This is a genomic window from Candidatus Bathyarchaeia archaeon (assembly GCA_035935655.1).
Taxonomy (GTDB): domain Archaea; phylum Thermoproteota; class Bathyarchaeia; order 40CM-2-53-6; family 40CM-2-53-6; genus 40CM-2-53-6.
In genome coordinates, this window is sequence record DASYWW010000037.1 from 90,857 (window position 1) to 103,256 (window position 12,400).

Annotated in this window: 16 protein-coding genes; 12 read left to right on the top strand and 4 right to left on the bottom strand. The window is 52.9% G+C overall.

The genetic code is table 11. From position 1 onward, the window contains the following. The first annotated feature begins 110 nt into the window (after positions 1-110). Together VGS11_05750 and VGS11_05755 are read left to right on the top strand one after the other, a co-directional pair. Positions 111-578 (top strand): hypothetical protein, encoded by a 468-nt coding sequence (locus VGS11_05750; protein ID HEV2119590.1) that lies wholly within the window; start codon positions 111-113, stop codon positions 576-578. 398 nt (positions 579-976) lie between these two features. After that, entirely contained in the window at positions 977-1,192 is a 216-nt protein-coding gene (locus tag VGS11_05755) for a hypothetical protein (GenBank protein ID HEV2119591.1), read from the top strand. 35 nt (positions 1,193-1,227) lie between these two features. Here the strand turns inward: VGS11_05755 and VGS11_05760 are convergent, their stop codons facing one another. From VGS11_05760 to VGS11_05770, 3 genes are all read right to left on the bottom strand, one after another. Further along, positions 1,228-2,361 (bottom strand): hypothetical protein, encoded by a 1,134-nt coding sequence (locus VGS11_05760; GenBank protein ID HEV2119592.1) that lies wholly within the window; start codon positions 2,359-2,361, stop codon positions 1,228-1,230. A 93-nt stretch (positions 2,362-2,454) separates the two neighbouring features. Beyond that, positions 2,455-3,870 carry a hypothetical protein gene (locus VGS11_05765; GenBank protein ID HEV2119593.1) on the bottom strand — a complete coding sequence of 472 codons (1,416 nt, stop codon included), beginning with the start codon at positions 3,868-3,870 and terminating at the stop codon, positions 2,455-2,457. Continuing rightward, positions 3,870-4,220 carry a hypothetical protein gene (locus tag VGS11_05770; GenBank protein HEV2119594.1) on the bottom strand — a complete coding sequence of 117 codons (351 nt, stop codon included), beginning with the start codon at positions 4,218-4,220 and terminating at the stop codon, positions 3,870-3,872. The genes VGS11_05765 and VGS11_05770 overlap by 1 nt, the downstream gene beginning before the upstream one ends. 200 nt (positions 4,221-4,420) lie before the next feature. On the opposite strand from VGS11_05770, the gene radA reads away from it, so the two are divergent. Next, a complete protein-coding gene (radA, locus tag VGS11_05775) occupies positions 4,421-5,410 on the top strand; it encodes a DNA repair and recombination protein RadA (GenBank protein ID HEV2119595.1) in 990 nt (329 codons plus the stop codon). Then, positions 5,373-5,846, top strand: a complete 474-nt coding sequence (locus VGS11_05780; protein ID HEV2119596.1) for a hypothetical protein — start codon at positions 5,373-5,375, stop codon at positions 5,844-5,846. Before radA ends, VGS11_05780 begins: the two co-directional genes overlap by 38 nt. Here VGS11_05780 and VGS11_05785 read toward each other — a convergent pair. Then, entirely contained in the window at positions 5,824-6,162 is a 339-nt protein-coding gene (locus VGS11_05785) for a hypothetical protein (protein HEV2119597.1), read from the bottom strand. The genes VGS11_05780 and VGS11_05785 overlap by 23 nt on opposite strands. Positions 6,163-6,287: 125 nt before the next feature. Here VGS11_05785 and VGS11_05790 point away from each other — a divergent pair, with 125 nt between their 5' ends. The 8 genes from VGS11_05790 to VGS11_05825 all read left to right on the top strand — a co-directional run bounded on the left by VGS11_05790 (position 6,288) and on the right by VGS11_05825 (position 12,368). Next, positions 6,288-6,863 (top strand): CBS domain-containing protein, encoded by a 576-nt coding sequence (locus VGS11_05790; protein ID HEV2119598.1) that lies wholly within the window; start codon positions 6,288-6,290, stop codon positions 6,861-6,863. After that, the gene (locus VGS11_05795; GenBank protein HEV2119599.1) at positions 6,841-8,199 is read left to right on the top strand and encodes a dihydroorotase family protein; all 1,359 of its coding nucleotides are present in this window, start codon (positions 6,841-6,843) and stop codon (positions 8,197-8,199) included. The genes VGS11_05790 and VGS11_05795 overlap by 23 nt, the downstream gene beginning before the upstream one ends. Next, the gene (locus tag VGS11_05800) at positions 8,196-8,681 is read left to right on the top strand and encodes a Mut7-C RNAse domain-containing protein (protein ID HEV2119600.1); all 486 of its coding nucleotides are present in this window, start codon (positions 8,196-8,198) and stop codon (positions 8,679-8,681) included. The genes VGS11_05795 and VGS11_05800 overlap by 4 nt, the downstream gene beginning before the upstream one ends. Next, positions 8,591-9,313, top strand: coding sequence for a TIGR00296 family protein (locus VGS11_05805; protein HEV2119601.1), 723 nt, complete (start codon positions 8,591-8,593; stop codon positions 9,311-9,313). The genes VGS11_05800 and VGS11_05805 overlap by 91 nt, the downstream gene beginning before the upstream one ends. Then, the gene (locus VGS11_05810) at positions 9,310-10,497 is read left to right on the top strand and encodes a glycosyltransferase (GenBank protein ID HEV2119602.1); all 1,188 of its coding nucleotides are present in this window, start codon (positions 9,310-9,312) and stop codon (positions 10,495-10,497) included. The genes VGS11_05805 and VGS11_05810 overlap by 4 nt, the downstream gene beginning before the upstream one ends. 59 nt (positions 10,498-10,556) lie before the next feature. Beyond that, entirely contained in the window at positions 10,557-11,030 is a 474-nt protein-coding gene (locus VGS11_05815) for a hypothetical protein (GenBank protein ID HEV2119603.1), read from the top strand. A 260-nt stretch (positions 11,031-11,290) separates the two neighbouring features. Continuing rightward, positions 11,291-12,073, top strand: coding sequence for a tRNA (adenine-N1)-methyltransferase (locus VGS11_05820; GenBank protein ID HEV2119604.1), 783 nt, complete (start codon positions 11,291-11,293; stop codon positions 12,071-12,073). Further along, positions 12,039-12,368: a hypothetical protein gene (locus VGS11_05825; protein HEV2119605.1), complete on the top strand. Its 330-nt coding sequence runs from the start codon at positions 12,039-12,041 to the stop codon at positions 12,366-12,368. The genes VGS11_05820 and VGS11_05825 overlap by 35 nt, the downstream gene beginning before the upstream one ends. The last annotated feature ends 32 nt before the right edge of the window (positions 12,369-12,400 follow it).

Sequence of the window (12,400 nt, forward strand, 5' to 3'; positions counted from 1 at the left end):
TCATGTCAGAATTACGGAATTGGTCTATTCAATTCTAGGTCCTATTTTCTCGGGTCCAAACCAGTTAGTTCAGCCCTGTGACAATTGACGGTGGGAGATGCCAGCAAGCGTTGAGAGCAGCAGAACATGGAACCCCAGAACATTCGAGCAGAATAATACAAACCGTTCTGATTCCCACACTTCTCGTATCGGGTCTAATCGGAGTGTGGATTGCCGCAAACGACGGATGGCTTCGAGCCGTCGCCCCAAGCCACGCCTACGGTCTCCTCGCGTTTGCAGTTATCGACATACTCCTCGCCCTTGTCGTCCTAGTTGCACCGAAACCGGCATACTTAGGAGCCCTTCTTGTCTCAATGATTCAGATCTTCGCGATGGCCGAGGATGCTTTGACGTTCACCCCCGCGGGGACTCTGCAAGCGGTGTTCAGAGCGTATCTGTTGAGTGACGTAGCATTTGTAGCGCTACTAGGAATCCAGCTCGCTGTCGCAGGAATCACTGCGACTGTCATCACTCTGCCTCACGGAACAGGGCACCGATTCCATTCCAATCAATCAAAACATCACAAGATGTTGCGATAAGGCAAGACTGGAGAATAGAGAAGATGTTGGCGACATCCTGACCTAATCAGGCAGCCTCGACCTCGCCCTGACGAAACAGCGGTCCTCTACGACTTCGTCAACGCGAGCCATACAATCGAAGGATTCCGCGCACACCCCGACAGAAGCCTTTACTCTGATCGATACAATAACCGGAATTCCAGCGGGAGCTTTGGGCAAGTAGTCAACCAAGACTCCCCTCTTTCTTTCCACTATTCGTTATCGGTAGCAAGAAATCGCCGCGCCAATAGAATCGCTTCGCTCGGACTACAACTTGACAATTCTGCAACGTCAAGATAGTGACGTCGTTCAGGAGCCAAAGCGAAAATAGGACCGAGAACTTATTCTCTGTATACCATCAAGGGCCAGGTGCGGTTGCGATGAGTATGGAAGAAGATGACATGAGCGAAGATCGGGACTTGGAGGAAGAAACCGATGAAGAATCGGAGGAACATGTCTCTGAGGAAGTTGAGGAGCGGGAGGAAGAAAGGGAGTCAGAGACAAAACGAGAATCCGTACTCCAAGCTAGCGAGCGGGATAAGAAGAGATCTCAGAAGACTCCGCGTGGAAGAAAGCCTGTGCGGACGAGAAAATAGGCATCCGGGGGTTTCATTCGGAAAGGAGGATTCGGTTAATCCTCTTCGCGAGCCGGTTTCTTTTTGTAACCTTCAACCGGCTTTTCAGTTGTCTTCTCCTTCATCTCCTCCACCTGTGAAACAGCAGGCGTGGTAGTTTCAGAGGGTTTCGTATCCGGGATTGAACCGTCGGGCTTGTCGATGATAATCGGTGTACTAACGGGCTTCGGATCCAGAGCACTAGAAGCTGGAGGCTGTTCTTTGATTGAGGGTTTGCTCGGAAACGTTGGACGAACGATTGGACGTGGTGCTTGTCTGCCTGGGGACGATGGCTTCTGGTTCATCGGGCCAACGATCACGCTTGGAGGAGGCATCCTTGGTGCTGGGACTGGAATGTATGGCTGCTTGAGCCCTTGATCAGGAGAAATGCGGGCAGTCTTCTTCGAACCTGATGACGGATTTAGAATACCCGTGGATTCTCCAACATACTTTGGACTATCCTCCCAAGAGGAAGCGGAGGAAACAATGGTTGGTTTCTCAGAGAACTTGTCATCAGTATCCGAGCTGGACACAGGTGATCTTTCTGAGATTACTAATGGCTGGTTAACAGGCGCTGGCATCGGAGTCTTAGCTTCTATTCTCAGCGGTGGAATGCCTGTTTCACTCCGGAATGGAGCTTCGGAGACGGTCCTACTCCGAATCTTCGGCGCTGGCGGTCCCGCCTCTAGCGGCGTTCTGAACGCTTTCTCCCATGACCCAGGATTAGGATCTCCAGGCGGTGCAGCCATAGCGGCTGAGAAACTGGGCGATGGAAGACCAGGAACCGAGACGCTAGATGTGGAAGATGATCTCGGCATAGGAATTTTATCCACTCTTAATTCCGCGACTTGTGCTTCGAGAACCAGGTTTCGTTTCATCAAGTTCTCCAGCATCTGCAACGCTCTCTCAAGCCTGATGCCAGGTCTCAGGCCACGATGGAACTTGAAGGCGAGAGTGATCGCGAACGCCGCGATAATTACCATGACCGCGATGTCCACGGTGGTGAAAGCAAGTTGTGGAAACCTAGTCAGTGATTCGCCAAGCCCTGCGCTCACAGCTGGGTTGTTGGCGTAGAGGAGGAAGATCCAGTAGGAAAGCCAGCCGACCAGCATTGTCTCGATCGCGACGAGCTTGATGAGTAACCTTCTCATCTAGACACTTCCCATGCCCGAGACGATTGGGATACCCGTATTCTCGAACAGCCTAATCCTTGCTGTAACTTCCCCGATACTCCTCAAGGGTCTCTACGTCCTTTCTCCGACTCCCCGATCTTTCTTCAGAGTCTTCAGTATCGTATCAAGTGCAGTGTCCCAATCCATCTCTCCACCAGAGCCTTCCTCAGCAGGTTTGTTGTCCGCCTGTCGCGATCCTTCCGAGGGCCCCGCCTGAGACGAGCGAGGCGGCGGAGACCCAAAGAGATCCCTGTCAGAGGAACCACTACCAACATCACCCTTCTCAGCTGGCTTCGGCGGACTCCAAGGCTGAGGCAACGGCCCACCTGGAGATTGCGATGGCCTGGGCGGAAGAGGCGGAGCAGCAGGACGAGGCTGATCTGATCTGAATGGAGGTGCAACACCAACAGGACCCGGCTGTCCAGGTCGACCCGGAGGGTAGCCAAGGGGCCGTGGACCACCTTGCCCGGGCGGAAACGGTGGACGCTGCCCTGCAGGCCCGGGAACGGGACCGGAGCCAGGTCGAGGCGGGCCTCCTTGAGGAATAGGACGAGGCGCAACACCTTGACCTGGCGGAGGACCCCACTTCTGAGGAGCGGCAAGCCCCGGCTTCGGAACTGGATCGGTCCACTGGCCGCCTCCTCTCTGCTCTGGCGGCACCCACTTCGAAACGGGGAACGGAGTCTGCGATGCCTGGGGAGGTTTCGGAACCTGACCAACGGGGCCACCGAACCCGGGGGGTTCAGGCTTCTGTTCGATAGGGCTGGGTCTTGAAAAAACATTTCCGGAATCCGGACGCCTATCGCTTAGCTGGCCAGTTTCAGGCTTCCATTGCGCTGGGAAACTCAACCGCGACGGTTCGGAAGGAATCCGGTTTATCGGAGCACTGCTCTCTCCGCGAGCAGGCGCCGGTGGCGGAGGAGCGGGGGGCGCGGGCCTTGCAGTTTGCTCCGGCCTGTATTCGCCCCTGAGGGTTGAGTTTAAGATGGAAGTCGATGGCTGAGTCAACTGTTCGAGCCTTTGGGAGACTGAAGGCGAAGGAGGAGCACTCTTTGAAGCGCCGATGGTCGCGGACGGGATTGAACCACGCGAACCGCCGCCTGTAGATGGCGTGCTCTTAGGTAGAGGTGGAACAGCGTAAGCCGTGTGACGAGAAACCTGACCTGGAGGCGGTCCAGTTGGCATGATCTTTCCTTGTGGAGAAGCAAGGCTTCCAGGGGTCTGAACTGGTCCACCTGACTTGAACAGTTTAGCCTTCTCTAGTCTTCCGGTCTGGTCGCCTCCGTGTCTTCTCTTCAGGAGAAGATATCCAAGGCTTGAACCGCCGCCGAGCCCGGCCGTCAAAACTATGAACGGATAGACCGGTCCAAGAGTAGCGTCAACGTACGCGTGGAAATAGGCATCGTAGAAGTACTGGTTGACGAGCCAGAGACTCAAGATAACGTTTAGCGCAAACGACGCGATCGTGGTTACGCTTAGCTTCCTCATCAATAATCATCCTCGATCTTCTTTTTCTTCACATACCTTGGCCTCAAACCGGTCCTCACGCTGGAGACCAGTCTCATGAACCCGTACGCTGACGCCGCCATCAGTACAGCCACTAAGAAGACTGGGTTGAACGAGCCAAAGTATTGCTGCTCGTAGACATTGTAGAAGTACTCCACTATCAGCCATGTACCGAAGAAGAGCACGATGAAGTACTCGAGCAGAGAGGTGAGGAGAGCGGTCTCGTATATCCCAACTCCACTAGACTCCTCGCTAGGCCAGCCCAACAAATTTTCTATGTACCTCCTGCTATTGCTCTTCCTGGGTTGGGCCTCCTCTCCCTCAACCCCCAATAATCCTCAACGCAACAGCACAACCAACAGGACTCACATTAAGGGTGTTGTAACCTGCGAAACCAGAAACCAAGTACATTCGACCCTCCGATCATGATTAGCTTCGGAACCATCTCAGCGCTAAATCAGGCGCGTCAGAATTGCAGTTTAAATAATCTCGAAACAGATTCCAAGATCATCCGAATCAAGTGAGACATAAAGTGACTCAGGAAGCCGTCCGAAAATACGAGGTCGTAGAAGACCTACCGGGCGTCGGACCCTCGACATCGGAAAAACTGAAAGAACTCGGCTTCCACACAATCGAGAGCCTCGCAACAGCCACCGTTAGAGAACTCGTACCCGCTGGAATAGGAGAGAAGCAAGCCGCAAAGATCATCGCAGAAGCCAGAGACAGCATCTCACTCTCCTTCATCAGAGCCGACGAGCTCATGAAGATGAAAGCTAGCGTACGCCGTCTTACGACCGGAAGCAAAGCCTTCGACGGACTAATCGGCGGAGGACTCGAGTCACAGACCATCACAGAATTCTATGGAGAATATGGCGTCGGCAAGTCAATCCTCTGCCACCAGCTCGCGATCAACGTCCAGCTACCAGTCGACAAAGGCGGGCTGGACGGAGGAGCATTGTACCTTGACACAGAACAAACCTTCCGTCCAGAATGGATCGTCCGGATGGCAAAGACAGCAGGGCTAGAGCCCACAAACGTCGCTCAGAGGATTATCTATTCGGAAGCGTACAACTCCGACCATCAGATTCTCCTCTTGGAGAAGGCGGACCAGATAATCAAAGAAAACAACATCCGCCTAATCATCATCGACTCCCTAACATCACACTTCCGAAGCGAATACATCGGCAGAGAAATGCTCGCCGAGAGACAACAACGCCTCAACAACCACATGCACCGTCTGATCCGGCTCGCACGAGGCTTCAACGCCGTCGCCATGGTCACCAACCAGGTCATGGCGAAACCCGACCAGTTCTTCGCCAACACCGTTGACGCTGTCGGCGGACACATAGTAGCCCATACGAGCCATACGCGAGTGTTCCTCCGCAGAGCCGCCAACGGCCCCATACGTATAGCCCGACTCGTCTCAAGCCCGTACCTGCCAGAGGGCGAGAGAATATTCAAGGTCACAGAGGGAGGAATAGTTGATGTCGCGGAAGAAGACGAGGTCAAACGACGTCGATAAAGGAGACCGGAAAGTGATCCCGCAAATCCCAGTAAACAAGTTCCTGGAACATGTAGAAGCTAGGGCCTGGACGGATGCTGAGAAAGAACTCGATGTCATACGACAGAAATCAGACAACTCTCAGTGGTCAAGAGGTTACGTGAAAGCTCTTGAAGGATTGATGCTGACCTACCGGAACAACGATGACAAGTACATATTCCTACCAAAAATCCTAGCAAACAGAACACAAGAAACGATCAACAATCTCAAGAAAGAATTCTCCGAATTCACCTCAAACGAGCTGCACGGCGAATATGATCGAGGATACTTCAAAGCCCTCGACGACTACTTCGCACTGCTAAGCAGCATGAAAAACCAGCAGAGCCCAGCCGAAACGCCCCCGCCAGAACAGGCGACTCTTGACCAACCGGCAGCTAGTACGGACCCGGGTAAATGATCGTGTTGATCAGTATCGTTGTAAACAAGAACCAGATAATGTAACTACCGATTCCCAACGTAATGTGTTTGTTTGGACCCTTCAACTCTGCTGGGCCGTAGCCGAAGACGTACTTGACGAGGAAGACGGAGATTGCGTAGATTCCGACCGCCATACTGATCGCCGAGGCTGTTCCCTGGTAAACATCTGGTCCATGTAGACCCAGTAGATTGTACAGCACGCCGGCGAGTACGGCAAAGCCCAGACGGGTCCAGTAGACTAGCGTCGTCGGCGCGATGAGGCGAGTTTTCGGAGGCTCAGAAGGTTCAAGAGTCAAGTTTGACCCTGGACCCGCAACCAACAACGATCGAGCACAAGTCAATCGCGCCGCAGATAATGTTTGCTAGGCTCGCTCACCATTGCATGAAGATTTTATAGAAGGCGAAGCGAGACAATCTTGCATTGTCGGTTCACGAGACAGAGCCAGACATTCTAGTACGCGACATAATGTCACGGCCACCCATCACGGCCAAAGAGAACGAGACCGTGGCGGGAGTATCCAAGATTATGGGCAAACACGACATCGGCTGCGTTATCATAGTTGACAAATCCGGAAACCCGACCGGAATAATCACCGAACGAGACATCGTCCAAAGAGTCGCCGCGAGAAATGTTCTCCCGTCAGAATTGAAGGTCGGCGAGACAATGTCGAAGCCTGTGGCCACCATCAAACCGGGGGCCACTGTTAACGAAGCCGCAAAGGTCATGAATAGTCGAAAGATTCGGCGACTCGCAGTAATGGATGACGGAAAACTTGTAGGAATTGTGACTATGAAAGACATCCTGCAGGTAACCCCGGCCATAATCGACTTGGCCTCCGAAAAGAGTCGCGCTGGACTCACGAGCCCGCGGACTCGAGCGACACTCGGCGGATACTGCGATGAGTGCGAGACGTGGTCGGAGAATCTCGTCCAGAAAGATGGGACGTTCCTATGCGCAGATTGCTCAAGGGAATTTGAACCACCTGAAGAGCCCTAAAACCGAAAAGACATCAGGTCCGCCTAGCCTACTCATTCGAGACGCGCACATCTGGACTAACAATGAGACCACTAGAGGCTCAATCCTCATAGAAGACGGCAGGATTCAGAGGATAGCACGAAAGATTACGGAACCAGTTGAAGAAAGGATTCTAGCCAACAGGTTGCTCGTACTACCTGGACTAGTTGACGCGCACGTCCACCTGCGAGACATGAAGCTATCGTACAAAGAAGATTTCACAACCGGAACCGCCGCCGCTGCCGCAGGTGGATTTACCACTGTCTTAGACATGCCAAATTCTCAGCCGCCAACAGACTCTGTCGAACATCTCAAAGAGAGAGCAGCAAGGGCTTCGCGAAGAATATTTGTGAACGTAGGTTTCCACGCAGCCGCACTCGACGACCAGCAAGCAGCGAAAGCGATGAAGTCTGCTGGAGCTTTCTCGATGAAACTCTACATGCCCAGCCCTATCGCCCCCTTAGACGTCAACGATGACGCCGTAGTTGTCCGGGTCATGAGGGCCGCGAAGCAAGCCTCGCTCCCCCTAACAGTACACGCTGAGGACGCGACCATACTTCCAAGCACTGGAGAGATCAATAGTTTCAGAGAACTGGTCCGATCGAGACGAGGGAATGCGGAAACAAGCGCTGTGAGAAGGATCTTGAGACTGCAGCAACGAATTGGTTGTCGCGTACATTTCTGCCATGTTAGTCTCCCGTCTAGCTTGTCTGCAATCGCGAATCGATCTTCAAGCCGATTATCTTCTGAAGTCACTCCTCATCACACTCTTCTCTCAGAGAACAATGTGAAGACATTGGGCTGGAAGGCGTGGATGGTACCACCGTTAAGATCTCGCAAAGACATGGGAAGTCTGTTTCGAGCGATGGCCACGGGCACTTCGACGATCATCGCCACGGATCATGCACCCCACACTATCAAAGAAAAGACCCGGACGCCTCGAAAAAGCCCGCCTGGAATACCAGGTCTTGAGACTGCTTTGCCTTTGATGTTGACCATGGTCAATAAGGGAAAGCTGTCCCTCGGACGATTAGTCTCGCTACTCTCCACTAATCCTGTAAAGGTCTTCGGTCTTGGTTCCAAGGAAAGGCTCGAAAATGGAGCAGATGCCGACCTAGTTTTGGTCGATCTGAAAAAGAGAGGAAAGATTGATCCAGGGAAGTTCTTCTCTAAGGCTCGTTACTCTCCATTTGAGGACTGGAAGACGCAGGGTGCCGTCCATACCACCGTTGTGAACGGGTCGATTATCTACAGTAATGAAGAGATCATAGGAAAAGCTGGCGCCGGGAAGGTTCTGAGAAGCGGAAGGCACGAATGAGATTTCTTGTTGATGGAATGCTTGGCGGGCTTGCCAGATGGTTGCGAATACTAGGCCACGACGTACGATACGGTACGACAGCGATAGACAACGATTTGCTCAAAATTGCCCGTGAAGAGAACATGATCCTCCTCACTCGAGACAAGGAACTGTACCAGCGAGCCATCGCAAAGGAAATTGTGTCCTTGCTTGTGCTAGGAGAAACCGAGGAAGAGAGGCTAGCTCAGATGAGAAAGACTTTCGGAATAAGCTTGGATCCCATCACGGCCAATACGAAATGTCCGGAATGCGGAACCAACCTAGTAGAAGCATCGAAGAGTGATGTAGCCGATAGGGTCCCTCAGGCGAGCCTCAAGTTATACGACCAATTCTGGAAATGCGCCAGCCAGAATTGCAGAAAAGTGTATTGGATCGGAAGCCACTGGAAACAAATACGCCAGACTCTCGGAGAGGCCGAGAAGCTGTCAGAGCTGGAACAGTGATGAACGGGTTATCGCTGGAAGACGGGAGGAAGATAGTAGAGACTGCACGGCAGGCAATTCTAGGTCATTTGGAAGGAAGAGATTTCAAGCCCAAGTCGAATACAAGTTCGGACCTCAGTCTCCCGCGAGGAGTGTTCGTTACGCTACTTGACGAGAGAACGAGCAAAGCACTGCGAGGATGCATTGGCAACCCATTCCCGAAGGCGAGTTTGCTTGTTGAGACGGCTCGTTGTGCGGTCGAAGCGGCCACAATGGATGCTAGATTTGACCCCGTATCTCCAAACGAGTTCCAGGAGAGGACTGTCTTGGAGGTGACAATTCTTTCGCCGCTCGAACATGTCGTGGTCAGGAGCCCGCTGGACTTACCTCTCAACATCGAAGTCGGACGCGACGGTTTGCTGGTAGAAGGGGTTGGAACAAGAGGGCTTCTATTGCCGCAGGTCGCCGTTGACGAGGGCTTCGACGAAGAAGAATTTCTCAACCAGTGTTGTATGAAGGCGGGGCTTACGCCTGATGCATGGATAACTCGTGCTGTGAAGGTTGCTCGGTTTCAAGGGCAGATCTTTTCAGAGGAAAGACCGGGAGGGCAAGTGTTCGAGAGGAAGCTGAGAGGGAAAGGACGCAAAGGTTGAGACTGTACATCGGCCCTTGCGGGCTCGGCCTCGGACACATTACCCGTTGCGACGCGATAGCGCGAGAGTTCTCAAGCGAAGGCGTGGACGTATTGTTCTCCTCCTATCTTGACGCCCTTGATTATCTCAAGCGATCCGGTTTCACATACTTTAGCGCAATTCCTCTCTCGTTTCGAACCAGGGAAGATGGTACGATTGACCCTAAGATGACGATGAGCCAGAACGGCGTGACCGTCGGACTCTGGGGATTCATACGCCAACTGATAGGAGAAGTCCGGCAGATCACCGCGTTCAAGCCTGACGTGGTGATATCAGACACAAGGATCTCAACTCTCATAGCCGCCTTCATTCTGAGAAAACCCAGAATTCTGATCCTCAACCAATACTCTGTCCAAATGCCGAAGGATAATAGAAAACATAGGCTGGCGGACAGACCGATCCTTTTCGCGGGAAAGATCATCTGGAGATACATTTCCGCAATGCTTGAGCTAGCATGGGGTGTAAGCGACCTGATCATTGTTCCGGATCTGGAAGCGCCTCATACTATCTCAAGATACAATCTGGCAATCCCATCAGGGATCAGAAGAAAGGTCAGGCTGGTCGGGCCCTTAGCACCACCAAAGTCCAACCATCCGAACGGCAAGCGACCTACCGGTTCAGTTAGGCCTCTGGTCTTTGCATGCGTCAGCGGACCTGCGACCGACCGGAAGTATCTTGTGAACAAGCTAACAGAAATCCTTAGAGAGTTTCCCAGAGACTACGAGATGATTTTGAGTTGTGGTGATCCAAACGGATCGTTCGGCGAAAAGAAAATTGGGAACCTCACAGTTCACGAGTGGATGACTGAACAGTCGTATTGGAAGACGTTCGAGCGCGCAGACGTGATTGTCTCAAGAGCAGGACATGAAACGATCATGAAAGCCGTATCGGAGGGAAAGCCTCTGGTGCTGATTCCTCCCCCAAACCACACTGAACAGGCGAACAATGCAAAGCGGGCAGAGGAACTGGGGGTAGCAGTCGTAGTGGAGCAATCTAGGCTGGATACTGATGAGCTGGCTGAAGCGATCTCGAGGAGTCTGAAGGATAACAGGGAGAATGCTCGAAGATTGAGCGAGACGTTAGGCGCTGAAAGCGGGATTCGAGCCGTGGTTGAGGCTGTTTCCCAGCTTGTGTCATTCAAGTAGGGCCGTTCGTAATCCTTTTGCCGCGGGGGCGGGTTACAATACGGGTAAGAGAGATTTTCGTGTCTCAACAGGAGGATTTGAGCAACCTCAGGAACCTGGTCGGAGCGGAGAGCGTTCTGGCTGAGTGTGCAGGGGTCAACTATACGGTCTACGTGACGGACTCGAGGTTGCTGGTGGGAAAGAGGTTCTCGATTGGCGAGAAATACGTGAACGTTCCGCATGCTGAGGTCAGCACGCTTGAGCTGATAACTAAGAGTCTGATTCCACCGTTAACCTATGCGGTTCTGGGGGCAATAGCAGTCTTTCTTGTTTGGTGGTTTCCAGGCCAAGCCAGGCTAGGTCTGCCTCAGGCTCCGTTCGACCTGTTGCTTATCGGTACTTTTCTGGTGTTCATGGCTGCGGTCGTGGCGACCTGGTGGAGGAGAAGGGTGGCAGTTCTGAAGATCGGGATCTCAGGCAACAAAGATCCGATCACCGTGAAGCTTGTGGCTGCCTCGAAGGCCGAGAACGTGTTCAAGGCCTTGAAAGGGTAACACACCGGCGTCACAAAGGAAGAAGGGTCCGGCAACAGCGGCTGAACGTGAGATCCTATGCATTTCACGAAGGGTGCGGCGCGGGAAGAACAGACCCCCAGGGGGGTCACACTTTAGTTAACAAGAAAAAATAGTTAGCAGAAAAGAAAAGTCAGCGAAAAGAACAGTTACCAAGAAAGAACCCTTGAAGACACGGGGGCTTTCCTAAGAAAAGGACAAAGAATGCTTAATGGCTCTCGATCTCGGAACCGTCCGGTGTCTTGACCCGGGAGATCAAGCTAGGTGACAGAGTCCTGCTTTACCAGGACGCGAGGCGCAAGTGGATTGCAAAAGTGGAGCCGGGAAGGTTTCACACCCACCGAGGCTACTTCGAGCTAGCAGAGCTCGTGGGCAAGGAGTACGGCGGATCTGTTCGGACAAGCATGGGACAAAACCTCGCTGTTTTCAGGCCGCGAGCACTCGATATCGTCGAATCATTTGATCGCCCAACCCAGATCCTTTATCCAAAAGACATCGGGTACGCGCTCTTTCAGCTCGGAATCGGAAACGGAGATAGAGTCCTAGAGGTTGGGACCGGGAGCGGAGCTCTAACGTCGGCTCTAGCGAGAGGTGTCGCGCCCGATGGCCAAGTGTTCACCTATGAATTGAGGCCCGAGTTCCTCCGAGCCGCAAAAGCGAACGTCGACAAAGCCGGATTCGGCTCGCTCGTTACCTTTCACAACAAAGACCCGACCGAGGGATTCGAAGAGACCAATGCGGACGCGGTTGTCGTTGACCTCGGAGATCCATGGAGAATGGTGGGAGCAGCGTGGAAATCGCTCCTTGGAGGTGGAATCCTCGCAGGGTTCACTCCCACAATAAACCAGCTAGAGAAGCTTGCAGTAGCACTCCGTGATGGAGGCTTCGCCATCCTTGAGGCTGTGGAACTGCTCATGCGCGAGTTCAAGACAGAGGCAGGAAAAGTGAGGCCCGAGACGAGGATGATAGGGCACACAGCATATGTGACGATTGCCCGGAAACTTCTTCCGGCCCATAACGTGTGAATCATCTATATACGGGACCGTTCCAGGATGTAACCCAGTAGCCGGTGCAATATCAACGGGCACTAAGACAACGATAGCGGGAACAGAAATACACGACATTCTAAGGGGAATAGTGGTAGTGATAGCAGGCGCTTTGATGATCCTACCGGCCTACATCAACTACGAGCTGTACCACCGTTTCTATTTCGAGCTAACCGTCTCAATGGCTCTCAGCCTCGTGTCGTTCGCCCTTGGAATACTCATCTTCATACTCGTCGTGGGCAAGGAAAGAATCGAAGGAACAAAGAAACCATAGTCGCACCCGCAAAACTCGAAACATCAATTCTC